Origin of the sequence: Janibacter melonis (genome assembly GCF_003721155.3) — a bacterium.
Classification (GTDB): Bacteria; Actinomycetota; Actinomycetes; order Actinomycetales; family Dermatophilaceae; genus Marihabitans; species Marihabitans melonis.
Window position 1 is genome coordinate 2,820,754 of the sequence record NZ_CP044548.2, and the last position, 23,673, is coordinate 2,844,426.

Sequence of the window (23,673 nt, forward strand, 5' to 3'; positions counted from 1 at the left end):
TCAGCCCGAGGCTACGGCCCGAGGCGCGAGAGGACGACGATGACCGAGCGCACGTACGAGACCCTCACCTACGAGGTGGACGACGAGGGGATCGCGACGATCACCCTGAGCCGGCCGGAGGCGATGAACGCCTTCACCGTCCAGATGCACGAGGAGCTCGTCGACGTCTTCGGGCACGTGAGCGGTGACGACGACGCGAAGGTCGTCATCGTCACCGGGGCCGGGCGGGCCTTCTGCGCGGGCATGGACCTCTCGCGCGAGGGCAACGTCTTCGGCATCGACGAGGAGCAGGTCGTCACGCCGGCCGACATCCAGGAGCGCCCCGACGACCCCGAGCTCGTCGACGGCATCCGCGACACCGGCGGCAAGGTGTCGCTCGCGATCTTCCGCTGCACCAAGCCGGTCATCGCGGCGATCAACGGCGCGGCGGTCGGCATCGGCGCGACGATGCCGTGCGCGATGGACTTCCGGCTCGCGTCGAGCAGCGCGCGGATCGGCTTCGTCTTCGGCCGGCTCGGCATCGTGCCCGAGGCCGCGAGCAGCTGGTTCCTCCCACGCATCGTGGGCCTGGAGGCGGCGCTCGAGCTCTTCTACACCGCCGAGATCCGCACGGCGCAGGAGATGCACGACATCGGCTACCTGCGCTCGGTGCACGAGCCCGACGAGCTCATGCCCGCCGCGCGCGAGCTCGCCCGCCGCCTCGTCGCCGGCCGCTCCCCGGTGAGCACCGCGCTCATGCGCTGGATGGTCTACCGGGGCTCCGCCGCCACCCACCCGTTCGACGCTCACGCCGTGGAGTCGATCGCGATGCAGCAGACCTCGATGGGCGACGGCAAGGAGGGTGTCGCGGCCTTCCTCGCCAAGCGCGAGCCCGACTTCACCGCCCGCGCCTCGCAGATGCCGGACTTCGTGCCGTGGGACAGCCGCGACGAGATCGTCCCCTGACCTCTCTGGGCGGTGGTCTCGAGGCTCCTGCGTCGCACCTCGACCAGCGAGCGTCTCGACCAGCGAGGCCTTCGCTGGTCGAGGTGCGAAGGCCCTCCGGGGCCTGAGCCTCGAGACCGCCGCCGGGGTGGCGCGGGTAGCGTGCGAGACATGAGCGTCGCACCCACCCGCACCCTGTCGACCGACCCCGGCACCGAGGTCCCCGTCATCGGCTTCGGCACCTACCCGCTGCGCGGCAGCGAGGGTGTCGCGGCGATCGCCTCGGCCCTCGAGGTCGGCTACCGCTTCGTCGACACGGCGGTCAACTACCGCAACGAGCGCGAGGTCGCCGAGGCCGTGAAGGCCAGCGGCATCCCCCGGGAGGACGTCTGGCTGCAGACGAAGGTCCCCGGCCGCGACCACACCGGCGCGCGCCGCTGCGTCGAGACCTCCCTGCAGGTCATGGACCTCGACTACCTCGACAGCGTCGTCATCCACTGGCCCAACCCCTCGCGCGACGAGTACCTCACCGCGTGGGAGCAGCTCGTCGAGGCCCGCGAGGCCGGCCTCGTGCGTCACATCGGCGTCAGCAACTTCACCGCCGCCCACCTCGACCGTGTCGTCGAGGCCACGGGTGTCACCCCCTTCGCCAACCAGGTCGAGCTGCACCCCTACTTCCCGCAGGAGCGGATGCGCGCGGTCGACTCCGAGCGCGGCATCCTCACCCAGTCGTGGTCGCCGATCGCCCGCGGTGGCGACCTCTTCGAGGAGCAGGCGGTCGTCGCGGCCGCCGAGGCGCACGACCTCACCCCCGGCCAGGTCGTGCTCGCGTGGCACGTCGCCCTCGGCGCGATGCCCCTACCGAAGTCTGCCGACGCCCAGCGCCAGCGCGACAACCTCGCGGCCGCCTCCGTGCAGCTCGGCGAGGACGAGGTCGCCGCGATCACCGCCCTCGGACGCGCCGACGGACGTCTCTTCGACGCAGACCCCGACCACCACGAGGAGCTGTGACTAGCCTGCGGTCATGAGCGATCTGCCGCAGCTGTCCGCCGAGAGGGTCCACGAGCTCGACCGCGCCCACGTCTTCCACTCCTGGTCGGCGCAGGCGCAGATCGACCCCCTGCCGATCGCCTCGGCGTCGGGGGTGCGCTTCACCGACTACGACGGTCGCGAGTTCCTCGACTTCTCGAGCCAGCTCGTCAACGTCAACATCGGTTACCAGCACCCCCGGCTCGTCGCGGCGATCCAGGAGCAGGTCGCCCGGATGGCTACTCTCGCACCGGGATTCGCCTACGACATGCGGTCCGAGGCGGCGCGGATGATCGCCGAGCGCGCCCCCGGCGACCTCGACCACGTCTTCTTCACCAACGGCGGGGCCGAGGCCAACGAGAACGCCCTGCGGATGGCGCGCGTGCACACCGGTCGGCACAAGGTGCTCGCCGCCTACCGCAGCTATCACGGGGCCACCGCGGGGGCGATCGCCCTCACCGGTGACCCGCGCCGGTGGGCGAGCGAGCCGGGCATGCCCGGCGTCGTGCGCTACTGGGGACCGCACCTCTACCGCAGCGCCTTCCACGCGAGCACCCCGCAGGAGGAGTGCGAGCGCGCGCTCCAGCACCTGCTCGACCTCGTCGCGGTCGAGGGCCCGGGCACGATCGCCGCGATCATCCTCGAGAGCGTCGTCGGCACGAACGGCGTCCTCGTGCCGCCGGACGGCTACCTCGCCGGCGTGCGCGAGATCTGCGACGAGCACGGCATCGTCATGATCGCCGACGAGGTGATGAGCGGCTTCGCCCGCTGCGGTGAGTGGTTCGCCATCCAGCGCTGGGGCGTGACGCCCGACCTCATCACCTTCGCGAAGGGGGTCAACTCCGGCTACGTCCCCCTCGGCGGGGTGGTCGTCTCGCAGCGCATCCGCGACACCTTCGCCGACCGCCCCTACCCGGGTGGCCTGACCTACCAGGGGCACCCGCTCGCGTGCGCGAGCGCGGTCGCGTCGATGCGCATCTTCGAGGACGAAGGGGTGATCGAGGCCAGCCGTCGGGTCGGCGAGGAGGTCATCGGGCCGGAGCTCGCCCGCATCGCCGAGCGCCACCCGAGCGTCGGCGAGATTCGGGGCATGGCGACCTTCTGGGCCCTCGAGCTCGTCCGCGACCCGAGCACCCGCGAGCCGCTCGTGCCCTACAACGCGACGGGCGACGCCGCGAAGCCGATGGCGGCCTTCGCCGCGGCCTGCAAGGAGCGGGGGCTGTGGCCCTTCGTGCACATGAACCGCACGCACGTCGTGCCGCCGTGCGTCATCTCCGACGAGGACGCGCGGACCGGGCTGGCGATCCTCGACGAGGCGCTCGAGGTGGCGGACTCCTTCGTCGTCTGACGCACGGGTGACGCCGGGTCAGGGCAGCAGGTGGTCCAGGACCCGGCGCACGGGTCCGGGGTCGTCGTGATCGGTCACCGTCCAGGAGTGCCCGTCCGGGCAGGTGAGCGTGAGCTTCTCGTGGGCGCCGCTGGCGTCGAAGCGGCTGTCCGCGACGACGGACGCAGCATCGCCACCACAGGTGGGGCAGGGGCCGGCTGCGAGGATGTCCATCTCTCGACGGTGCCACGGACGCGGCGGAGGTCTCCCCACCCCTAGGGGTTGGTCCCGACCCGACGGTGCGGCTCCCCCTTCGCCGCCTCAGGCTGCGGCGACCTCACGGTCTGCGTCCACCGCACGGCGCGGGATCGTCCAGCACACGGCGGCGGCGAGCAGGCAGAGGACGGCAGCGGTCACCCACGCGTTCGCGTAGGTGCCGGTCGCCGTGCGGATCGCGCCCGCCACCCACGCGCCGGCGCCCGCCCCGACCATGTGGGCGGCGAAGACCCACCCGAAGACGACGCCCGAGCGCTGCAGCCCGAAGTGGGTGCGGCACAGCGCGACGGTGGGCGGCACCGTGGCCACCCAGTCGAGGCCGTAGAAGACGATGAAGACCCACATCCCCGGCTGCACGTGCGGGGCGAGGAGCGCGTCGATGGTCAGCAGGCTGAGGCCGCGCAGGGCGTAGTAGGCGCACAGGAGCAGGCGGGGGTCGACCTTGTCGGTGAGGTAGCCCGAGGCGATCGTGCCGACGACGTCGAAGATGCCGACGAGCGCGAGCAGCCCGGCGGCGGCCGTCGCGGGCATCCCGTGGTCGTGCGCGGCGGGCACGAGGTGGGTCTGGACGAGGCCGTTCGTCGACCACCCGCACACCCAGAAGGTCAGGGCCAGCGCCCAGAAGGCCCAGTGCCGAGAGGCCTGGCGCAGCACGCGCAGCGCGGTGACCGCGGGGTTCTCGCTCGGCGGGCCCGGGTCGGTGACGGCGTAGCCCTCGGCGACCCCGTAGGGCATGAGCCCGCGGTCGGACGGGCGGTCGGTGAGGAAGAACCCGACGAGCACGGCGACGACGAGCGAGAGCGCCGCGACGATCCCCGCGGCGGCGCGCCACCCGAGCTCGGTCGCCGTCCACGCGATGACCGGCAGGAAGAGCAGCTGACCGGTCGCGTTGGCGGCGGAGAAGAGGCCGGTGACGAGCCCCCGGTGCGCGACGAACCACCGGTTGGCGACGATCGCGCCGAAGACGAGCGCCATGGCCCCCGTGCCCAGCCCTATGACGAAGCCCCACAGCAGCCACAGGTGCCACGGCGCGGTCATGACGAGGGTGGCGCCGCTGGCGAGGCCGACGACGACGAGCGCGGTCGTCACGGTCCGCCGGATGCCGAAGCGCTCCATCACGGCAGCGGCGAAGGGGGCGGCGAGGCCGTAGAGGACGAGGTTGAGGCTCACCGCCCCGGAGGTCGTCGCGCGGTCCCAGCCGAGCTCGCGCTCGATCGGCTCCATGAGCACCCCGGTGCTCGAGCGGAAGGTCGCGGCGGCGACGAGGGCGAGCAGGGTCACGGCGGCGACCACCCAGGCAGGGTGGATCCGGCTGCGGGTCGCCGCTCTCTGCTGGGTCGTCACCCGGTCATGATGCCGCTCCTCCACGCGCTGTGCGACGGGGTGACCGCGGCTCGGTCCGCGCTCCCCTCCAGGTTGACATTTGAGAATGCTACTGACAATCATTCTCAACTATGAGACGCCTCCTGACCCCCTTCGCCCCCACCCGTCCGCTCCTCGCCGGCTCCGCCGCGCTCGCCGTCCTGCTCACCGCGGCGTGCGGCAGCAGCACGACCGGCAGCACCGACGCCGAGCCCGCTGCGACGCCCTCCGCCTCCCCGGTCCCGCGCGCCGAGGAGGTCTCGACCGCCGTCGGCGCCCCCTCGGGCAAGACGACCGAGGAGGGGCGGCGCGCCTCACGCATCGCCGTCACCCACGACGGAGGGGTCGTCGTGCTCGACGCGACCGACCTCACCCTGCTCGGTGAGTTCCCCGTCGAGGGCTACGCCCGGCTCAACCCCGCCGGCGACGAGCGCCACCTCTTCGTCACCGAGGGCGACGGCTTCCGCCTCCTCGACCTCGGCGGGTACTCGCTGCCGCACGGCGACCACGACCACCACCACGCGACCACCCCGACGCTGACCGACCTGCGCTACCCGGCGAAGCACCCCGGCCACGTCGTCGTGCACGACGGCCGCACGGTCCTCTACGGCGACGGCGACGGCCGGGTGCGGTCGATCGACCCGGAGGACCTGCGCGACGGGCCGACCGCCCTGCCGAAGGGGCGCACGTGGACCGAGCGCAGCCCCCACCACGGCGTCGCGGTCGAGCGCGAGGACGGCTCGGTGATCACGACCGTCGGCGACGAGGAGTCGCGATCCGGCGTGACGATCCGCGACGCGAAGGGGCGCACCGTCGCCTCGTCGGACGAGTGCCCGGGCGTCCACGGCGAGGCCGCGGCGCAGGACGGGGTCGTCGTCCTCGGCTGCGAGGACGGCCTGCTCGTCGTCGACGGCGACACGATCACGAAGGTCGACTCGCCCGACGACTACGGCCGGATCGGCAACCAGGCCGGGCACGACGAGTCCCCCTTCGTCCTCGGCGACTACAAGTCCGACCCCGACGCCGAGCTCGAGCGGCCGACGAGGGTCAGCATCACCGACACCCGGGACGCGTCGCTGCGGCTCGTCGACCTGCCGGCGAGCTACTCCTTCCGCTCGCTGGGTCGTGGGCCGCAGGGCGAGGCGCTCGTCCTCGGCACCGACGGCAAGCTGCACGTCATCGACCCCGAGTCGGGCGAGATCACCCGCTCGACGCAGGTGGTCGACGCGTGGGAGGAGCCGACGGAGTGGCAGCAGGCCCGCCCGACCCTGCACGTGCAGGACGAGACGGCCTACGTCACCGACCCGAGCACGAAGACCCTGCACATGGTCGACATCGCCAGCGGCGAGGTGATCCGCTCCGGCGTCCTGCCGGTCGTGCCCGACGAGGTCGACGGCACCCGGGGCTGAGCGAGCCCGGTCGGGCTCGTGGGAGGATGTGGCCATGAGTCACGCCAAGCTCTCCGCGCGCCCGACCGGTCCCCACGCGGCCGAGGACCTCGGTCACGGCTACAACATCGCCACCTGGGCCGCCGTCGCGGTCTGCCTCGTGGGCTTCACCATCGGCACCATCGGTGTCGTGCTCCTCGAGTGGTGGCTGCTCGTCGTCGGCCTCGTCATCGCCGTGCTATCGCTGGCCGTCGGCCGCGTGCTCTCGCTCATGGGCTTCGGCTCGTACTCCCGCGGGGAGGGCGACTCGCCCGAGGGCAAGGACGCGCTCGGCGTCAAGTAGCCGACCCGCACCTGCTCGACGAGACCCCCGGCCCGCCACGCGCGCCGGGGGTTCGTCGTGCCCGCGGTGCGACAGGTCAGGACTGCGGCACGCCGTCCTCGACGTCGGCGAGCCACCGCCGGGCCTCGCTGTCGCTCGGCATCCGCCAGTCACCGCGCGGCGAGAGCGTGCCGCCGGGCACGACCTTCGGGCCGTTGGGCAGCGCCGAGCGCTTGAACTGGTTGTCGAAGAAGCGCTGGACGAAGACGAGCAGCCACCGTCGGATCGTCGCGAGCTCGTAGGCGACCCGCTCCGCCTCGGGCACCGAGCTCGGCCACTCGCCGCGCTCGGCGTCGGCCCACGCGTGCTCGGCGAGGAAGGCGATCTTGCTCGGCCGGTAGCCGCGGCGCAGCACGTGGTAGAGCGTGAAGTCCTGCAGCGAGTACGGCCCGATCTTGTCCTGGGTCGACTGCGGGCGCTCGCCGTCCTTGCTCGGCACGAGCTCGGGGGAGATCTCGGTGTCGAGCACGGACAGCAGCGTCTCCGAGGCGGACTCCTCGAGCTGGCCGGAGCCGGCGACCCAGCGCACGAGGTGCTGCATGAGGGTCTTGGGCACCCCGGCGTTGACGCCGTAGTGCGACATCTGGTCGCCGACGCCGTAGGTGCACCACCCGAGGGCGAGCTCGGAGAGGTCGCCCGTGCCGAGGACGAGCCCACCGCGCTGGTTGGCGATGCGGAAGAGGTAGTCGGTGCGCAGCCCCGCCTGGACGTTCTCGAAGGTGACGTCGAAGACCTCGTCGTCCATCTCCTCGACGGGCGTGCCGGCCTGCGCGGCCTCGCCGAAGGGGTGGCCCATCCCCTCGAGCATCTGCGTCGCCGCCGGGCGGATGTCGAGCTCCTCCCACGTGATGCCGAGGGTCTCCATGAGCGCGATGGCGTTGGTCTTCGTGCGGTCCGAGGTCGCGAAGCCGGGCATCGTGATGCCGATGACGTCGGTGCGCGGCCGCTCGAGGCGGTCCATCGCCTTGACCGCGACGATGAGCGCGTGGGTGGAGTCGAGCCCGCCGCTGACGCCGATGACGATCTTCGGCGCCCAGGTCTGGCTCGTCATCGAGCGCAGCCGCTGCTCGAGCCCGCTCACCTGGATGTTGTAGGCCTCGTAGCAGTCGAGGGCGAGGCGCTCCTCGTCGTCGGGGACGAAGGGGTAGCGGTCGATCGGGCGCAGCAGGCCGAGGTCACCGGCCGGCGGGTCGAGGGTGACGTGCAGCTCGCGGTACTGGCGCGGCGAGATGCCGAGCGCGACGGCGTTGTCGTCGAAGGAGCCCTGGCGCATCCGCTCCTGGCGCAGCCGGTCGACGTCGACGTCGACCGTGGTGCGCCTGGGTCCGGCGGGGAAGCGCTCGGACTGGCCGAGCAGCTCGCCCATCTCGTAGACCATCGTCTGCCCGTCCCACGACAGGTCGGTGCTCGACTCCCCTTCGCTCGCGGCCGCGTAGAGGTAGGCGGCGGTGCAGCGCATCGAGGCCGACCGGGCGAGGAGGTGACGGTCCTCTGCGCGGGCCACGGTGATCGGCGAGGCGGAGAGGTTGAGCAGCACCGTCGCCCCGGCGAGCGAGGCCTCGTGGCTCGGCGCGATCGGCACCCAGAGGTCCTCGCACACCTCGACGTGGACGACGAGGCCGGGCACGTCGTCGACGTGGACCATGAGGTCGGTGCCGAAGGGGGCGTCGCGCAGCGCGTCGGCCCCGGGCCACGTCGGGCGGAAGGTCTCGCCGACGACGCCCGCGCCCTGTGCGAACCACCGCTTCTCGTAGAACTCGCGGTAGTTGGGCAGGTAGGACTTCGGGGCGATGCCGAGGACCTCGCCGTCGTGGAGGACGACGGCGCAGTTGTAGACCCGGTTGCCGTGGCGAAGGGGGGCGCCGACCGCGAAGACCGGACGCAGGCCCGCGGTGGCCCGGGCGAGCTGGTCGATCGCGGCCTCGGTGTCGCGCAGGAGGACGTCCTGGAGGAAGAGGTCGTCGAGCGAGTACCCGGTGAGCCCGAGCTCGGGGAAGACCGCGACGGCGACGCCCTCGTCGTGCAGCTCGCGCACGATCGCGCCGACCGCGTCGGCGTTGGCGAAGGGGTCGGCCTGCGTCACCGGCATCGTGCACGCCGCCACCCGCGCGAACCCGTGCGTGTAGATGTTGCGGAAGTCGCGAGTCATGGCCTCACCCTATGGCTCGCGCCCTTGGTGGTTGAGGTGCGAGGAGCTCTGCGACGAGCCTCGAAACCACTCCTTCAGTGGTTGAGGTGCGAGGAGCTCTGCGAGCGAGACCTGGTGGTTGAGGTGCGAGCGCCAGCGAGCGGAAGGCTGGACGCGAGGAGCCTCGGTGACGGCGGGCGGCCGTAGCGTGGCGGGGTGAGCACCTCGATCCTCTGGCTGCGCCGCGACCTCCGTCTGCACGACCACCCTGCGCTCGCCGCGGCGCACGCCGACGGGGGAGAGGTCATGCCGGTCTTCGTGCTCGACCCCAACCTCCTGGCGAAGGCCGGCAAGGTCCGCACCGCCGCCCTCGTCGAGGTCCTCCGCGCGACCGACGAGTCCTACGACGGTCACCTCGTCCTCCAGGAGGGTGACCCGGCGGAGGTCCTGCGCCGCCTGGCGACGAAGGTCGGGGCGACGCGCGTGCACATCTCGCGGGAGACCGAGCCGTGGGGCGCCGAGCGTGACGAGCGCGTCCGCGAGGCCCTGGCGCAGGACGACGTCGAGCTCGTCGAGACCGGCACCCCCTACGTCCTGGGTCCCGGCACCGTCCTCAACGGCAGCGGCAATCCCTACAAGGTCTTCACCCCCTTCGCCAAGGCCTGGCGCGACCACGACCACCCCAAGCCCTGCCCCGTCCCCGACGACCTCCGGCTCACCCGGGGCGGCGTCGACTCGGTCGACCCGCCGCACGTCGAGGCGCCCGTCGAGCTGCCCCCGCTCGGCGAGGAGGCCGCGATGCAGCGGTGGGCCGACTTCCTCGACGAGGACGTCGCCGGCTACGACGACGGCCGCGACCAGCCGGCGCTCGACTCGACGTCACGCATGTCGGTGCACCTCAAGTGGGGCGTGGTCCACCCCCGCACCCTGCTCGCCGACCTCGCCCCCCGGCGGGGCAAGGGCGTGCACACGTACGTCACCGAGCTCGCGTGGCGCGAGTTCTACGGCGACGTCCTGCACCACAACCCGCACTCGGCGACCCGCGACCTCACCGACTCCCTCGCCGGGCTGCGCTACGACGACCTCGACGACGAGACCTTCTCGGCCTGGGCGGAGGGGCGCACGGGCTACCCCTTCGTCGACGCCGGGATGCGCCAGCTCCTCGAGCAGGGGTGGATGCACAACCGGCTGCGGATGGTCACGGCGAGCTTCCTCACCAAGGACCTCCACTGCTGGTGGCCGCGCGGTGCCGCGTGGTTCATGGACCACCTCGTCGACGGCGACGTCGCGAGCAACCAGCACGGCTGGCAGTGGGTGGCCGGCACCGGCACCGACGCCTCGCCGTACTTCCGGGTCTTCAACCCGGTGACCCAGGGCGAGCGCTTCGACCCGAAGGGGGACTACGTGCGGCGGTGGGTGCCCGAGCTCGCGCACATCCCGGGCAAGGCCGTCCACCAGCCGTGGTCTCACGACGAGGGCTACGACCACGACTACCCGAAGCGGCTCGTCGACCACGCCGAGGAGCGCAAGGAGGCCCTCGACCGTCTCGAGCAGACGCGCTGACCCGTGCCGTCAGCCGCGGGGCGCGGGCTTCGTCGCGATCTCCCGCAGCAGCTCGACCGCCCGTGCCGCCGCCGGGTTGGAGCGTGCGACGGGCGCGGTGAGCGCGACGATGTCGCGCGTCGGGACCGGTCGGGTCAGGCGCACCCGCCGGACACCCGTGGGCAGACGCGTGCGGCTCGCGAGGTCCGGGATCACGGCGATCCCGACGCCCGCGGCGACGAAGGCTGCCGCCGTGTAGTGGTCCTGCGCCTCGACCGTGTACCGCGGGCGGAAGCCGGCCGCCGCGCACGCCCGGGCGATGAGCGACTCGGTGACACCGGCGGAGATGTCGCTGCTGATCCACGACTCCTCGGCGAGCTCGATCATCGGCACGCTGCGGCGACGCGCGAGACGGTGGTCCTGGGGGAGCAGGGCGACGAAGGGGTCGGACGTCAGCGGGGTGATCGAGTAGCCGGGCCGCAGCGTCTCGCGCGGGTCGTCGGGCACGACGTCGATGTCGACCGGCGGGGACTCCCCGGTGGGATAGCCCTCGGTGAGGATCATCTCGAGGACGAGGTCGGGCATCTCCGACTGCAGCCGACGGGCGATCCGCGGCAGCCACAGCGACCCGACCGAGGCGAAGTAGCCGATGGACAGCGACCCGGTGTTGCCCTCGCGCAGGTCGGTGATGACCGACTCGAGCCGCTTGACCTCCGACATGAGCGGCTCGCTCTCGGCGGCGAGGGTGCGGCCGGCTGCCGTCGGCTCGACCCCGCGGCCCACGCGCTCGAGCAGCGTGAGCCCGGTCTGCTTCTGCAGGGCGGTCATGTGCTGGCTCACGGCGCTGCCCGTCATGCCGAGCAGGTCGGCCGCGGCGCTGATCGACCCGTTGGCGACGACGGAGCGGAAGATGCGCAGCCGGTGGACGTCGATCACGTCGTTCAACCTATCAGTGCTGCTTAACGATCGAGTAGCGGAAGCAACTTGTGGTTAGTAGATGACGGCGCAACCATAGATCCATGACCAACTGGCTGAGCACCGTCCTGACCCGCCGTCCCTCCTCCTCGCGCCACGTCGGCGCCGGCTTCGACGCCGACATGATGCGCATGGCCCACGAGCTCTCGCTCATGGCCCAGCAGAGCCCGAAGTCCGGCTCGCACTCCCGCACCTCCTCGGACCGGATCGCGACCTCCCGCGAGGGCGTCACCGAGTCCTACAAGGTCTACCCGAGCGCCGTGCGCCGGATGCCGGACCGCTACCACCCCACCCTCTCCACGCGCTGACCTCGACCGCCAGCCCGGTCGCACGCCGAAGGGCCCGCCCCCAGCAGGGGGCGGGCCCTTCGGCGTGCGCCTCGCGGCGCCCAGGTCACGCGGTGCTCGATCCGACGCCGTTCATCGCCGCGGCACGGCCGGCCTCGAGCCGGGCGACGGGGACGCGGAAGGGCGAGCAGCTGACGTAGTCGAGGCCCACCTCGTGGAAGAAGTGGATCGACTCCGGGTCACCGCCGTGCTCGCCGCAGACACCGGTCTTCAGGCTCGGCTTCGTCTTGCGACCGCCCGCGACGCCCTGCCGGACGAGCTCGCCGACGCCGATGCCGTCGAGGGTCTCGAAGGGGGAGACCGCGAGCACGCCGTTCTCCATGTACGTCGTGAAGAACTCCGTCTCCACGTCGTCGCGCGAGAAGCCCCACGTCGTCTGGGTGAGGTCGTTGGTGCCGAAGGAGAAGAAGTCCGCCTCGTGGGCGATCCGCTCCGCCGTGAGCGCCGCGCGCGGCAGCTCGATCATGCAGCCGATCGGCAGGTCGAGGGTCATGCCCGCGGCCTCGCCGACCTCCTGGAGGATCTCCTGGCCCTGCTCGCGCACGAGGTGCAGCTCACGGCGCGAGCCGATGAGCGGCACCATGATCTCGGGCTGCGGGTCCTTGCCCTGGCCGCGCAGCTCGACGACCGCCTCGGCGATCGCGCGGATCTGCAGGGCGAAGAGGCCGGGGTACTTCAGGCCCAGGCGCACGCCACGCAGACCGAGCATCGGGTTCTGCTCGTGGGTCGCGCGGACCGCCTCGAGCAGGACCTTGTCGCGCTCGAGCTCGGGGCCCTCCTCGCCACGGGCCTTCGCGAGCTCGACCTTGACGGTGAGCTCGGTGAGGTCGGGGAGGAACTCGTGCAGCGGCGGGTCGATGAGCCGGATCGTCGCGGGCAGGCCGTCCATGACGGTGAGCAGCTCGACGAAGTCGGCCCGCTGGAGCGGAAGCAGCTCGGCCATGACGCTCGCCCGGGCCTCGTCGTCCTCGGCGAGGATGACGCGCTCGATGTACTCACGGCGCTCGCCGAGGAACTGGTGCTCCGTGCGGCACAGGCCGATGCCCTCGGCGCCGCGGTCGCGGGCGCGCTGGGCGTCCTCGCCGGTGTCGGCGTTGGTCCGCACGCGCAGCCGGCGACGGGCGTCGGCGTGCCGGAGCAGACGGTCGACGGCCGCGACGAGCTCGCGGGTGTCGTCGTCCTCGGCCTTGGCCTGGGCGGCCTCGAGGCCGTCGGCGATGTAGGTCATGACCGGTGAGTCGATGACGTCGACCGCACCGAGGTAGATCTGACCGGTCTTGCCGTCGATGGAGATGACGTCGCCCTCGGAGACGACGGTCTCGCCGACCGTGATCGTCTTCTTCGAGACGTCGATCTGCAGGTCCTCTGCGCCGACGACGGCGCACATGCCCATGCCGCGGGCGACGACCGCGGCGTGCGAGGTCTTGCCGCCACGGGCGGTGAGCACGCCCTGCGCGGCGATCATGCCGGGCAGGTCCTCGGGCGAGGTCTCGCGCCGCACGAGGACGACGTCCACCCCTTCGGCCGCCTTGGCCGTGGCCGAGGCGTTGTCGAACGCTACGGCACCGACCGCGGCGCCGGGGGAGGCCCCCATGCCGGTCGCGAGGAGCTGGCGCACCGCGTCCTTGTCGAACTGCGGGAAGAGCAGGTTGGTCAGCTGCTCACCGGTGACGCGCTCGAGCGCCTCGTCCATGGTGATGAGCTGCTCGTCGACGAGCTGGGTGGCGACGCGGAAGGCGGCGGCCGCCGTGCGCTTGCCGACACGGGTCTGCAGCATCCACAGCTTGCCGCGCTCGATGGTGAACTCGATGTCGCACAGGTCGCGGTAGTGCGTCTCGAGGCGGCGCATCGCCGAGCGCAGCTCGCGGTAGGCGTCGCGGTCGCGCTCCTTGAGGTCCGACAGGGCCAGGGTGTTGCGGATGCCGGCGACGACGTCCTCGCCCTGGGCGTTCGGCAGGTAGTCGCCGTACACGCCGGAGTGGCCGGAGGAGGGGTCGCGGGTGAAGCACACGCCCGTGCCGGAGGTCTCGCCGAGGTTGCCGAAGACCATGGCCTGGACGTTGACCGCGGTGCCGAGGTCGTCCGGGATGCGCTCACGACGGCGGTAGAGCATCGCGCGCTCGGTGTTCCAGCTGCGGAAGACGGCCTCGATGGCCATGTCGAGCTGCTTGCGCGGGGTCTGCGGGAAGGGCTTGCCCGTCGCGTCCTCGACGATCGCCTTGTACTCCTTGACGAGGGTGCGCAGCTGCTCGACGTCGAGCTCGACGTCGGAGGTCACCCCGGCCTCGGACTTGCGGGCGTCGAGCGCCTCGGAGAAGAGCTCGGAGTCGATGTCGAGCACCGTCTTGCCGAACATCTGGATGAGGCGGCGGTAGGAGTCCCAGGCGAAGCGCTCGTCACCGGCGAAGTCTGCGAGCGCGTGCACGGTGTCGTCGTTGAGACCGACGTTGAGGACGGTCTCCATCATCCCCGGCATGGAGAACTTCGCGCCCGAGCGCACGGAGAGCAGGAGCGGCTCCTCGCTGTCGCCGAGGGTGCGGTCGATGTGGTCCTCGACCTCGCGCAGCCGTCGGGTCACCTCGACCCGGACCTCCGGCGGGACCTTGCCCTCGCTGAGGTAGGCGCGGCACGCATCCGTGGAGATGGTGAAGCCGGGCGGGACGGGCAGACCGAGCTTGACCATCTCGGCGAGGTTGGCACCCTTGCCGCCGAGGAGGTCCTTCTGGTCCTTGTCGCCGTCGCTGAACATGTACACGTACTGCGTCATCGCTGCTCCTCGCCGTCCGGGCGCGTCGACGCGCCCGAGGATCCCTGGGGTTGGCTCATGGTGGCAGACACGAGCGGCAGTGCCGCCTCGGGGTTCCGACTGGCGGGACGGACAGGTGTGCGAAGGGGGACAGCCGGTTCCCCGGCAGCGCGAGGGTCAGGTGCCGCGCACCCGGTCCACCGCGCCACGCACGGCGTCGGCGGAGCGGGCGAGGAGAGAGGCGTCGGTGTCGCCCCCGGACGACCAGGACGGGTCCTGCGGCAGCGGTCCCATCGGGTCGGCCTGCTCCGGGTCGTCGGCGGACTCGACGCGCGGGTCGGCGAGGGAGCGACGGATCGCGTCGTCCAGCGGCACGAGCTCGTACCCCGCGGGGAGGAGGTCCCGGCGGACGTCGTCCTCGGCGGCGACCATGTCGTGGTGCAGGCTCTGGACGAGCGCCTTGACCGTCGGGGAGGGCACGTCGGTCAGGGCCGCGACGAGCGAGCCGACGAGATCGGTGGGCAGCAGCGGGACCTCGACCTGGGGTCGGGAGAGCCCGGCGATCGCAGCGTAGCGGTCGAGCAGACCGGCGTAGGACAGCGCCTCAGGGCCGCCGACGTCGTAGTGCCGGCTGGGTCCGGGGGCGTCCAGCGCGCCGACGAGCGCCTCGATGACGTCGACGACGGCGACGGGCTGGACCTGCGTGTCCATCCAGCTCGGCACGGTCTGCACCGGCACCCTCTCGCTCACCTGGCGGATGATCTCGAAGGACGTCGAGGCGCTGCCGACGAGCACGGCGGCCCGCAGGGTGATGACGACCGCCGAGCTGCGCCCGAGGATCTCCTCCACCTCGAGGCGAGAGGACACGTGGGCGCTGAGGTCGTCGTGGTCGACCTCGGGCACGATCCCGGACAGGTAGACGACCCGCTGGACGCCGTGGGCGTCGACCGCCGTCGCGACGTGCTGCGCGGCCGCACGGTCCGTGTCCTCGAAGTCGCCGCCGTCCATGCCGTGCACGAGGTAGTAGACGGCCTCGACCCCGCGGACCGCCGCGTCGACGGAGCGCTCGTCGGCGATGTCCATCTCGACGACCTCGACGCGGTCGCCCCACCACGGCGCGGGCCTGTCGAGGTCTCGGGTCGTCGTGCGCACCTCGTGCCCCTCTGCGAGGAGCCGGGGGACGAGTCGCCCTCCGACGTAGCCGGTGGCGCCGGTGACCAGGACCTTCACAGATGTGCTCCTCGCAGGGCCCGGTGGGGCCACGTCGTCGAGAGGTCGACGCTACCCGCGTCAGCCCTCCGCGAGGCCGGCGAGCGCGTGGCCGGTGAGACGCTGCGTCGTCCACTCGTCCTGCGGGAGTGCACCGGCCGCGCGGTAGAAGGCGATCGACGGCTCGTTCCAGTCCAGGACGGTCCACTCCAGGCGGGGGTAGCCGCGCTCGCGGCAGACCTGGGCGAGCGTGCGCAGCAGCGCCAGGCCGAGGCCCGACCCGCGCTGGTCGGGCTCGACGTAGAGGTCCTCGAGCCAGATGCCGTTGCGGCCGGTCCACGTCGAGAAGGTGAGGAACCACAGGGCCATGCCGACCACCCTTCGCTCCTGCGGCCCGTCGACCTCGGCGACGTGGCAGAAGGCGGTGGGTGCCCCGTCGGCGGGGAAGAGAGCCGCGGAGAGGGACTCGACGGTTGCCTCGACGGCGTCCGGCTCGCGCTCGTAGACGGCGAGCTCGGTGATGAGCCGCAGGATGTCGGGGACGTCGGCGACGGTCGCCTCTCGGACGGGGGCGCTGGTCGAGGTGCTCATGGGCTCAGCCTGCCGTGCGGGGCGCGACCTGCGCGCGGGTGTCCCGGCGGTGGGCGAGCAGGGACAGGCCGAGGACGAGCAGGCCCGCGGTGGCGAGCAGGGCGCCGACGGCGCTCGGGGCGCGCCAGCCGTAGCCCGCTGCGACGACGAGACCGCCGAGCCAGGCGCCGAGCGCGTTGGCGGTGTTGAGGGCGGCGTGGTTGCCCGCGGCGCCGAGGGTGCGCGCCGACCCGGCGACGGCCATGAGCCGCAGCTGCAGCGAGAGGACGAAGACCGAGGCGCTCGCGGAGGCGAGGAAGACGGCGCACGCGACGAGCACGACGGAGCCGGCCGACAGCGCCACGAGGAGCAGGGCGACGGCGAGGGAGAGGGCCGACCCGGCGACGGTGCGCAGCACCGAGCGGTCCGCGAGCCGTCCGCCGGCGATCGTGCCGATGACCCCGGCGACACCGAAGACGAGGAGGTAGAGCGGCACGGTCGACGCGCTCACCCCGGTCTCCTCGCGCAGCATCGGCGAGATGTAGCTGTACATCGAGAACATGCCGCCGAAGCCGATGGCGCCGACGAGGAGCGTGAGCCACACCTGCAGCGAGCGGAAGGCGCGCAGCTCGGTCCGCACGCTCGCCCCCTCCTCGGGGGCGAAGTAGGGCAGCGTGAGCAGGACGAGGACGGCCGTGACGAGCCCGACGGCGGTGACGCCCCAGTACGCGCTGCGCCACCCGAGCTCTTGCCCCATCCACGTCGAGACGGGCACGCCGACGACGGTGGCGAAGGGGATGCCGAGCATGATCTGGCTCACCGCGCGTCCGCCGCGGCCGGGGGCGGCGAGGTCGACGGCGACGATCGAGGCGACGGCGAAGAAGGCGCCGTGCGGCAGCCCGGCGAGCATCCGGGCGCCGAAGAGCACGGGATAGCTCGTCGCGAGCGCGCTCAGGGTGTTGCCGACGACGAAGGCGGCCATGAGCGCGACGAGCATCGCGCGCCGCGGGACGCGCGTGCCGAGGACGGCGATGGTGGGAGCGCCGACGACGACCCCGATCGCGTAGGCGGAGATCGTGTGGCCGGCCTCGGGGATGCTCACCCCGATCCCCTCGGCGATCTCGGGCAGCAGCCCCATGGTGACGAACTCGGTCGTCCCGATGGCGAAGCCGCCGAGGACGAGGGCGGTCATCGCGGCGCGGTGGGCGGTCGGTCCGAGGGCGGGGGGCGAAGGGGGAGCCGGGGGTGCAGCGGTCGTCACCGCAAGATTCTCCCCCTTCGCGAGGTGCGCGGCGAAACCGTCTCGGGCGGGCAGCCGGCGCCACCTGCTCGTGACGGGTGGGTATTTCTCCCCATCGACGGTGCCACCTGCACCTCCATAGCGTGGGTGCAGCGCCCCACGGGGGAGGCGCCGCGCCCGAGGCGGGACCAGCAGGGGAGGTCCCGCCTCGTGGTGTGCCCCCCTTCGCCGGTCGAGGGAGGAGGGTGAGCCCCCGCACGCAGGCCCGTGCCGACGCTGGGCAGACGCGCGAATACCGCTGGTCCGTGGGGTCATCCGCGGGTTGGGCTGTGCCACGATTACCCGCATGTCACACAACGCAGGGGGCCCCTCTGGCCCGAACGTCCCTCCGCCCCCCGGTCAGGGTCCCGGCGGTTCTTACGGCGGCCCGCAGGGCCCCGGCGGTCCTGGTGGTCCGGGTCAGCCCTACGGCGCCCCGCAGGGCGGCGCCCCCCAGAAGAAGAGCAAGACCGGCCTCATCGCCGGGATCGCGGGCGGCATCGCCCTGATCCTCGTGCTGTGCTGCGTCGGCGGCTTCTTCCTCTCCCGCGGTGACGACGACGAGTCGAGCTCGACGAGCACGAGCGCCGCCTCGACGAGCGAGAGCACCTCCGAGACCTCCTCGGAGAGCCCCAGCGAGTCCGAGACCTCTTCGGAGACCCCGAGCGAGTCCGAGACCTCGAGCGACACCTCGAGCGAGTCCAGCAGCGACAGCGGCTCCGGCGGCGACATCAGCCTGCCCTCCGAGTTCGACGGCTGGAAGAAGGTCGACACCAGCGTCAGCGCGCCGGCCGGCGGCCAGGTCGGTGCCTACACGAAGGGGTCCGAGGCCCTCTCGATCGTCACCATGGGCGAGAGCCCGGGCGTCATGGACAGCTTCGAGGGCCTGTGGTCGAACGAGGAGAAGGTCGGGGACACGTCCTGCGGCAAGTACTCGAACCAGACCCAGTGCGCGAAGGTGCAGGACGGCAACATCATCCTCATCACGCACAGCGGTGACGCGAAGACCACGGCCGGCTACCTGGACGACTTCATCGCCGCCCTCTGACCGACCGCCCGTCTCGACGGCCCTCGCCCCTCCCGGGCGGGGGCCGTCGTCGTGCCCGCCGACCCGCGGCACCCACGTCATAGGCTCCCGGCATGGCGACCTCTCACATCCGCACCACCCGTGACGGCGGCGTGGCCACCGTCGAGCTGCACCGGCCCGACAAGCTCAACGCGCTGACGCTCGACATGCTCGACGGCCTCGTCAGCACCGCCCACGAGCTCGGGCGCGACCGCTCGCTGCGGGCCGTGATCATCGCCGGCTCGGGCGAGTCCTTCTGCGCCGGGCTCGACTTCGCGACCGTCATGTCCGACCGGGCGGGTCTCTGGCGCGCCTTCGCCCCGCGGCCCTGGCGGGGGACGAACACCTTCCAGGAGGCGTGCTGGGCCTACCGCCGTCTGCCCGTGCCCGTCGTCGCCGCCGTGCACGGCAACTGCCTCGGCGGCGGGCTGCAGATCGCGCTCGGGGCCGACTTCCGGGTGACCACGCCGGACGCCCGGTGGTCGGTCCTCGAGGGCCGCTGGGGGCTCATCCCCGACATGAGCGGCATCCAGGCGCTCTCGGAGCAGGTCGGCAAGGACGTCGCGAAGCGCCTGACGATGACCGCCGAGGTGCTCGACGGCGAGCGGGCGGTCGAGCTCGGCCTGGCCAGCGAGGTGGCCCTCGACCCGCGCGAGCGCGCCGGAGCGCTCGTCGACGAGCTGCTCACCCGCAGCCCCGACGCGCTGGCCTCGGCGAAGCGTCTCTTCGAGGGCACGTGGCACCGCGGGCCGCGGCACACCTTCGCCCGCGAGCGCGTCGAGCAGCTCGGCCTCCTCGTCGCCGCCAACACCAAGCGGGCGCGCTCGGCCGCCTTCGCCCGCACGACCCCGGAGTACGCCGACCGGGGACGCCGGCTGCTGCCCTGACCCGCCCGGATGGTGCACGCGCCCCGCACCGGAGGAGGGTGCGCTGGGAGACTGGGTCGGTGACCTCACCTCACCTCCCCATGCCCGACCTCGCCCCCGGCCTGCACGTGGTGCCCCCGACCCACGACGACGTGGCGGCGCTCGCGGCCCTCGCGACCGCGCAGAGACGGGCGGTGACCGGCGGCGGGTCGGTCGGCGTCGACGAGGTCGCGATGGAGGTCACGGGCATCGGGTCGTGGACGCGTCGCCAGCTCCTCGTGCGCGACGGCGAAGGGGAGGACGCCCCCGTCGTCGCGTGGGCGAGGGTGCACGACCGTGCCGCCGGCCGGACGAACGTCGAGCTGACGGTCGCGCCCGACCGGGCGGACGGCGACGAGATCGCGGCGGCCCTGCTGCGTTGGGCCGAGGAGGTCGGCGTGACCTTCGCCGCCTTCCGCGGGCTCGGGGGCACGCTGCTCGACGTCAGCGTGCGCGCCGACGACGAGACCTACCGCCGCCGCCTCGAGGCTGCCGGGTACGAGGCGGTGCGCACCTGGCTGCAGATGAGCCGACCGGTGACCGAGGACGACGCCGGGCTCCCCGGCCCGCGCGAGGGGGTCGTCGTGCGCCGGGTCGCCACGCACGAGGACGGCATGCCGGTCGCCGAGGACGTCCAGACCGTGCACCGGATGCTCGAGGAGTCCTTCGCCGACCACTTCAACTCCTACCGGGAGTCCTTCGCGGAGTTCGTCCAGCGGCAGCGCGAGGCGACGGGTCACCGCTGGGACCACTGGTGGATCGCCGAGATCGACGTCGACGGGCAGTGGGTGCCCGGGGGCGCGGTCGTCTCCTCGGTGTCCGGCCGCGACGCCGACGGCCGGGTCGGCAGCTATGTCGACTACATCGGCGTGCACCGGCTGGCACGCGGGCGCGGGGTCGCGAAGGCCCTGCTGCACACCGTGATCCGCGACGCGCTGGAGCGGGGCCGCAACCGGGTCGCGCTCGAGGTCGACGCCGACAGCCCGACCGGTGCCGACGGGCTCTACGAGTCGATGGGGTGGGCCACCGCGTACCGCACGACGTCCTTCCACCGCCACGTGGAGGTGCCCGGGGCGGACGCCCCGGTGCCAGTGGCCAAGCCGATCGACGACGAGGGCTGAGCCCGCCGCACCGATCGGCTCGGCTCAGTCCTGCACCTCGAGCTCGAAGTCGAAGCCGCGCAGGCGCCCGGCGAGGGGCTCGGCCATCGCGGCCGCGGGGGTGAGCACGCCCCCGGGGCTGTCGAGCTCGTCGAGCGCCAGGCACAGCGCCGCCTGACCGAGCATGATCGCGGTGCCGTTGTAGCCGGGGTCGTAGGGGGCACCCACCCGGGTGCGCACCTGCTGCCCGCTCGTCGTGCCCGCGACGACCTCCATCGCGAACATGCCCCGCTCGCGGGTCTCCTCGCTCGGGCCCTCGCCGGGCTCGGGGAGCACGCGGTCGAGGACGGCGCGGGTGGGGCCGAAGGCCATGCCCCCGGCCACCCCGAGCAGCCCGGCGGTCATCGCGACGGCCTTGAGCGGCGCGGTGCGCGAGCGTCCGAAGTCGCTCACCTCCTGGTAGCGGAAGTCGCGCCCGTAGGCGTAGCCGAGCAGCGCGTTGGTCCGGCGCACGACCCGGGTGTTGTACGACGCCATGACGAAGGGGCCCGTCCACCGGCCCTCGTCGGTGCGGCGCACCGGGATCGCCCGGGTGACGCGGGAGAGGGGAGAGGACCCGCCCCGAGACCTCGGGGCCGGCTCGGCTGCCCGGTCGGGGGACAGCCCGTAGGGGTCGGCGACGGTGCGTCGGGCGGTCTCGTCCTCGCGGGCGGCGATGGCCTGCTGGCGCATCGAGTCGATCGTGCCGCCGCTCAGCCCGCCGCGCATGCGCCGCACCGACAGGGTGGTCGTCGTCAGCTCGCCGAGCCCGCGCTCGCGGGCGGCCTCGGCGGTGAGCCAGACCCCGAGGTCCGAGGGCACGGAGTCGAAGCCGCAGGACGGCACGATGCGGGCTCCTGTGCGCCCGGCGAGCTCGTGGAAGGCGTCGGCCACGTCGTGCACGAAGAGCACCTCGCCGGTGAGGTCGGCGTAGTGGGTGCCGGCCTCGGCGCACGCTCGGACGACCTCGCGGCCGTGGCGCGCGTACGGGCCCACCGTCGTGGCGAGCACCCGGGTCCGGGCGGCCAGTGCGTCGCACGCGGGTCCGTCGGAGGCGTCGAGGACGACCCGCTCCCACTCGGCGGCGACCCCGCCGAGACGCTCGGCGACCGCGTCGAGCCGGGCGCGCGAGCGACCCGCGAGGGCGACCCGGAGGCCGGCGGGCGCGTGGTCGCGCAGGTGGGCGGCGGTCAGCTCGCCGACGAAGCCGGTCGCGCCGAAGAGGACGACGTCGAGGTCACGGGTGGTCGAGGCCATGACGCGACCCTACGCGGGCGAATTTCGGGGGAGCGCAAGACGCCTCCCCGAGCTGCTGAGCAGGTAGAACGGCAGGGCAGGGATCCCCTGACCGGCCCGAGGAAGTCCCCGCGGGCCCCCGCTTCAAGGAGGACGAGCATGACTCAGCCGAACGACGAGACGGTGCCCTCGGACGCAGCCCTCGGCGGTGTCCCGACGACCAGCGGTGACGGCGGCGCGGACGGCGGTGCCGATGGTGGCGCCGACGGCGGCGCGACCCACGGCCCGGCCGACGGCGGTGCCCATGGCCCCGCGGACGGCGGCGCCGGTGCGGGTGGCGACGGCGGTGCTGACGGTGGAGCCGATGGCGGTGCCGATGGTGGCGCGGACGGCGGTGCCGATGGCGGTGCTGACGGTGGAGCCGATGGCGGTGCCGACGGCGGCGCGACCCACGGCCCGGCCGACGGCGGTGCCCACGGCCCCGCGGACGGCGGCGCCGGTGCAGGTGGCGACGGTGGCGCTGACGGTGGTGCCGATGGTGGCGCGGACGGCGGTGCCGACGGCGGCGCCGACCCCGTCGCACGTGGTCTCTGACATCTGTCGGTGAGCACCACGACCTCGGGCCGGGCCGGTCAGGTGACCGGCCTGGCCCGACTCATCCGTACCGGGCGTGACGACTTCGCCCGGGATCACTGGGGCCGCGGGCCCCTGCTGTCCACCGCCGACGAGCTCGGCGGAGGAGGCTTCGACAGCCTCCTCGGCGAGGACGCGGTCGACGAGCTGCTGACGACGCGGGGTCTGCGGACCCCCTTCGTCCGGGTGGCGAAGGCGGGTCGCACCCTCCCCGAGCGCTCCTTCACCGGACCGGCCGGTGTCGGCGCGAGCATCACCGACCAGGTCCGCGACGACGAGCTCGCGCGGCTCTTCGCCGACGGCCACACGATCGTCATGCAGGCTCTGCACCGCACGTGGGAGCCGGTGATGCGACTCGTCCAGGAGCTCTCGGACGACCTCGCGCACCCCGTGCAGGCCAACGCGTACATCACGCCGCCGCAGAGCACGGGCTTCTCCGCGCACTACGACGTGCACGACGTCTTCGTCCTGCAGATCAGCGGCGAGAAGAGGTGGCGCATCCACGCCCCCGTCCTCGTCGACCCCCTTCGCACCGAGCCGTGGGACCAGCGCGGCGACGCCGTCGCCGAGCAGGCGACGGGCGAGCCCGCGCTCGAGGCCACGATGCGGCCCGGTGACGTCCTCTACCTCCCGCGCGGGTGGCTGCACTCCGCGACCGCTCTCGGGGGCACGAGCACCCACCTCACCCTCGGCGTGCACACCTGGCAGGGCGGGCACGTCCTCGACGCCCTCGTCGACCACGCCCGTCGCGCCGTGGCCGACGACCCGCGGGTGCGCGCCTCGCTGCCCCTCGGCGTCGACCTCGGCGACCCGCACGCGCTCTCCGGCACCCTCGACCACGTGCGCGACGCCCTCGTGCGCGCCGTCCAGGAGGTGCCCGACGACGTCCTCGCGCAGAGCCTGCTCGGCCGGTCGCACGGGTCGCGCCGGGCCGCCCCCGTCGCGCCGCTGCGCACGGCGCGCGACCTCGCCGCCCTCGAGCAGGACCCGACGGGCTGGGTGCTGCGTCGGCGCGACCACCTCGGCGCCGTGCTCGACGGCGGCGTGCTGCGCAGCCGCGCCGGGACCGTGACCGTCGCCGCCGACGACTCCGCCTGCGTCACCCGTCTGCTCGACGAGGGCGTCGTCCCCGTGGGCGACCTCGGCGTCGACCTCGCCCGCCGTCTCGTCCTCGCCGGTCTGGCGACCCCGGACCGGGCGGCGTGACGAG

The 23,673-nt window shown here is 73.0% G+C and carries 21 protein-coding genes; 11 read left to right on the forward strand and 10 right to left on the reverse strand.

Annotation, left to right across the window (positions count from 1 at the left end):
• The first annotated feature begins 39 nt into the window (after positions 1 to 39).
• The 3 genes from EEW87_RS13525 (at position 40) to EEW87_RS13535 (ending at position 3,301) form a co-directional block, all read left to right on the forward strand.
• The gene (locus EEW87_RS13525) at positions 40 to 945 is read left to right on the forward strand and encodes a crotonase/enoyl-CoA hydratase family protein (RefSeq protein ID WP_123092537.1); all 906 of its coding nucleotides are present in this window, start codon (positions 40 to 42) and stop codon (positions 943 to 945) included.
• Positions 946 to 1,095: 150 nt separating this feature from the next.
• Positions 1,096 to 1,935, forward strand: coding sequence for an aldo/keto reductase (locus EEW87_RS13530; RefSeq protein WP_123092536.1), 840 nt, complete (start codon positions 1,096 to 1,098; stop codon positions 1,933 to 1,935).
• Between the two features lie 13 nt (positions 1,936 to 1,948).
• Entirely contained in the window at positions 1,949 to 3,301 is a 1,353-nt protein-coding gene (locus EEW87_RS13535) for an aspartate aminotransferase family protein (protein ID WP_123092535.1), read from the forward strand.
• 18 nt (positions 3,302 to 3,319) lie between these two features.
• On the opposite strand, the gene EEW87_RS13540 is transcribed toward EEW87_RS13535, so the two are convergent.
• On the reverse strand, positions 3,320 to 3,514 hold the full coding sequence (locus EEW87_RS13540) for a hypothetical protein (RefSeq protein ID WP_068271687.1): 195 nt from the start codon (positions 3,512 to 3,514) through the stop codon (positions 3,320 to 3,322).
• A gap of 87 nt (positions 3,515 to 3,601) precedes the next feature.
• Complete coding sequence (locus tag EEW87_RS13545; RefSeq protein WP_240341603.1) at positions 3,602 to 4,900, reverse strand: MFS transporter; 1,299 nt, start codon at positions 4,898 to 4,900, stop codon at positions 3,602 to 3,604.
• A 110-nt stretch (positions 4,901 to 5,010) separates the two neighbouring features.
• On the opposite strand from EEW87_RS13545, the gene aztD reads away from it, so the two are divergent.
• On the forward strand, positions 5,011 to 6,327 hold the full coding sequence (gene aztD / locus EEW87_RS13550) for a zinc metallochaperone AztD (protein WP_123092533.1): 1,317 nt from the start codon (positions 5,011 to 5,013) through the stop codon (positions 6,325 to 6,327).
• A 34-nt stretch (positions 6,328 to 6,361) separates the two neighbouring features.
• Positions 6,362 to 6,649, forward strand: a complete 288-nt coding sequence (locus tag EEW87_RS13555; protein WP_123092532.1) for an HGxxPAAW family protein — start codon at positions 6,362 to 6,364, stop codon at positions 6,647 to 6,649.
• Positions 6,650 to 6,725: 76 nt separating this feature from the next.
• Here the strand turns inward: EEW87_RS13555 and EEW87_RS13560 are convergent, their stop codons facing one another.
• Positions 6,726 to 8,837: an NAD(+) synthase gene (locus EEW87_RS13560; protein ID WP_123092531.1), complete on the reverse strand. Its 2,112-nt coding sequence runs from the start codon at positions 8,835 to 8,837 to the stop codon at positions 6,726 to 6,728.
• 195 nt (positions 8,838 to 9,032) lie between these two features.
• Between EEW87_RS13560 and EEW87_RS13565 the strand changes: the two genes are divergently transcribed.
• Positions 9,033 to 10,379: a cryptochrome/photolyase family protein gene (locus EEW87_RS13565; protein WP_123092530.1), complete on the forward strand. Its 1,347-nt coding sequence runs from the start codon at positions 9,033 to 9,035 to the stop codon at positions 10,377 to 10,379.
• 9 nt (positions 10,380 to 10,388) lie between these two features.
• Here the strand turns inward: EEW87_RS13565 and EEW87_RS13570 are convergent, their stop codons facing one another.
• Positions 10,389 to 11,294 carry a LysR family transcriptional regulator gene (locus EEW87_RS13570; RefSeq protein ID WP_123092529.1) on the reverse strand — a complete coding sequence of 302 codons (906 nt, stop codon included), beginning with the start codon at positions 11,292 to 11,294 and terminating at the stop codon, positions 10,389 to 10,391.
• Between the two features lie 83 nt (positions 11,295 to 11,377).
• Here EEW87_RS13570 and EEW87_RS13575 point away from each other — a divergent pair, with 83 nt between their 5' ends.
• Positions 11,378 to 11,641: a hypothetical protein gene (locus EEW87_RS13575; protein WP_068271709.1), complete on the forward strand. Its 264-nt coding sequence runs from the start codon at positions 11,378 to 11,380 to the stop codon at positions 11,639 to 11,641.
• Positions 11,642 to 11,726: 85 nt separating this feature from the next.
• Here EEW87_RS13575 and ppdK read toward each other — a convergent pair whose 3' ends face one another.
• The 4 genes from ppdK to EEW87_RS13595 all read right to left on the reverse strand — a co-directional run bounded on the left by ppdK (position 11,727) and on the right by EEW87_RS13595 (position 17,466).
• Positions 11,727 to 14,447 carry a pyruvate, phosphate dikinase gene (gene ppdK / locus EEW87_RS13580; RefSeq protein WP_123092528.1) on the reverse strand — a complete coding sequence of 907 codons (2,721 nt, stop codon included), beginning with the start codon at positions 14,445 to 14,447 and terminating at the stop codon, positions 11,727 to 11,729.
• Between the two features lie 156 nt (positions 14,448 to 14,603).
• The gene (locus tag EEW87_RS13585) at positions 14,604 to 15,656 is read right to left on the reverse strand and encodes an NAD(P)H-binding protein (RefSeq protein ID WP_123092527.1); all 1,053 of its coding nucleotides are present in this window, start codon (positions 15,654 to 15,656) and stop codon (positions 14,604 to 14,606) included.
• Between the two features lie 60 nt (positions 15,657 to 15,716).
• Positions 15,717 to 16,226, reverse strand: coding sequence for a GNAT family N-acetyltransferase (locus EEW87_RS13590; RefSeq protein ID WP_123092526.1), 510 nt, complete (start codon positions 16,224 to 16,226; stop codon positions 15,717 to 15,719).
• Between the two features lie 4 nt (positions 16,227 to 16,230).
• Positions 16,231 to 17,466 carry an MFS transporter gene (locus EEW87_RS13595; protein ID WP_240341604.1) on the reverse strand — a complete coding sequence of 412 codons (1,236 nt, stop codon included), beginning with the start codon at positions 17,464 to 17,466 and terminating at the stop codon, positions 16,231 to 16,233.
• 325 nt (positions 17,467 to 17,791) lie between these two features.
• On the opposite strand from EEW87_RS13595, the gene EEW87_RS13600 reads away from it, so the two are divergent.
• From EEW87_RS13600 to EEW87_RS13610, 3 genes are all read left to right on the forward strand, one after another.
• Positions 17,792 to 18,532: a hypothetical protein gene (locus EEW87_RS13600; RefSeq protein ID WP_123092524.1), complete on the forward strand. Its 741-nt coding sequence runs from the start codon at positions 17,792 to 17,794 to the stop codon at positions 18,530 to 18,532.
• A gap of 92 nt (positions 18,533 to 18,624) precedes the next feature.
• Positions 18,625 to 19,437 carry a crotonase/enoyl-CoA hydratase family protein gene (locus EEW87_RS13605; protein WP_123092523.1) on the forward strand — a complete coding sequence of 271 codons (813 nt, stop codon included), beginning with the start codon at positions 18,625 to 18,627 and terminating at the stop codon, positions 19,435 to 19,437.
• A gap of 59 nt (positions 19,438 to 19,496) precedes the next feature.
• The gene (locus tag EEW87_RS13610; RefSeq protein WP_240341605.1) at positions 19,497 to 20,576 is read left to right on the forward strand and encodes a GNAT family N-acetyltransferase; all 1,080 of its coding nucleotides are present in this window, start codon (positions 19,497 to 19,499) and stop codon (positions 20,574 to 20,576) included.
• Between the two features lie 24 nt (positions 20,577 to 20,600).
• Here EEW87_RS13610 and EEW87_RS13615 read toward each other — a convergent pair whose 3' ends face one another.
• Positions 20,601 to 21,851 carry a saccharopine dehydrogenase family protein gene (locus tag EEW87_RS13615; protein ID WP_123092521.1) on the reverse strand — a complete coding sequence of 417 codons (1,251 nt, stop codon included), beginning with the start codon at positions 21,849 to 21,851 and terminating at the stop codon, positions 20,601 to 20,603.
• 123 nt (positions 21,852 to 21,974) lie between these two features.
• A complete protein-coding gene (locus tag EEW87_RS13620; protein WP_163562460.1) occupies positions 21,975 to 22,427 on the reverse strand; it encodes a hypothetical protein in 453 nt (150 codons plus the stop codon).
• A gap of 6 nt (positions 22,428 to 22,433) precedes the next feature.
• Here EEW87_RS13620 and EEW87_RS13625 point away from each other — a divergent pair, with 6 nt between their 5' ends.
• On the forward strand, positions 22,434 to 23,669 hold the full coding sequence (locus EEW87_RS13625; RefSeq protein WP_240341606.1) for a cupin domain-containing protein: 1,236 nt from the start codon (positions 22,434 to 22,436) through the stop codon (positions 23,667 to 23,669).
• The last annotated feature ends 4 nt before the right edge of the window (positions 23,670 to 23,673 follow it).

What these genes read in the sequence shown, in the direction of transcription:
- EEW87_RS13525 (WP_123092537.1), top strand. Translation starts at nt 40, where the DNA reads ATGACCGAGCGCACGTACGAGACCCTCACCTACGAGGTGGACGACGAG.
- EEW87_RS13530 (WP_123092536.1), top strand. Translation starts at nt 1,096, where the DNA reads ATGAGCGTCGCACCCACCCGCACCCTGTCGACCGACCCCGGCACCGAG.
- EEW87_RS13535 (WP_123092535.1), top strand. Translation starts at nt 1,949, where the DNA reads ATGAGCGATCTGCCGCAGCTGTCCGCCGAGAGGGTCCACGAGCTCGAC.
- EEW87_RS13540 (WP_068271687.1), bottom strand. Translation starts at nt 3,514, where the DNA reads ATGGACATCCTCGCAGCCGGCCCCTGCCCCACCTGTGGTGGCGATGCT.
- aztD (WP_123092533.1), top strand. Translation starts at nt 5,011, where the DNA reads ATGAGACGCCTCCTGACCCCCTTCGCCCCCACCCGTCCGCTCCTCGCC.
- EEW87_RS13555 (WP_123092532.1), top strand. Translation starts at nt 6,362, where the DNA reads ATGAGTCACGCCAAGCTCTCCGCGCGCCCGACCGGTCCCCACGCGGCC.
- EEW87_RS13560 (WP_123092531.1), bottom strand. Translation starts at nt 8,837, where the DNA reads ATGACTCGCGACTTCCGCAACATCTACACGCACGGGTTCGCGCGGGTG.
- EEW87_RS13575 (WP_068271709.1), top strand. Translation starts at nt 11,378, where the DNA reads ATGACCAACTGGCTGAGCACCGTCCTGACCCGCCGTCCCTCCTCCTCG.
- ppdK (WP_123092528.1), bottom strand. Translation starts at nt 14,447, where the DNA reads ATGACGCAGTACGTGTACATGTTCAGCGACGGCGACAAGGACCAGAAG.
- EEW87_RS13590 (WP_123092526.1), bottom strand. Translation starts at nt 16,226, where the DNA reads ATGAGCACCTCGACCAGCGCCCCCGTCCGAGAGGCGACCGTCGCCGAC.
- EEW87_RS13600 (WP_123092524.1), top strand. Translation starts at nt 17,792, where the DNA reads ATGTCACACAACGCAGGGGGCCCCTCTGGCCCGAACGTCCCTCCGCCC.
- EEW87_RS13605 (WP_123092523.1), top strand. Translation starts at nt 18,625, where the DNA reads ATGGCGACCTCTCACATCCGCACCACCCGTGACGGCGGCGTGGCCACC.
- EEW87_RS13615 (WP_123092521.1), bottom strand. Translation starts at nt 21,851, where the DNA reads ATGGCCTCGACCACCCGTGACCTCGACGTCGTCCTCTTCGGCGCGACC.
- EEW87_RS13620 (WP_163562460.1), bottom strand. Translation starts at nt 22,427, where the DNA reads ATGTCAGAGACCACGTGCGACGGGGTCGGCGCCGCCGTCGGCACCGCC.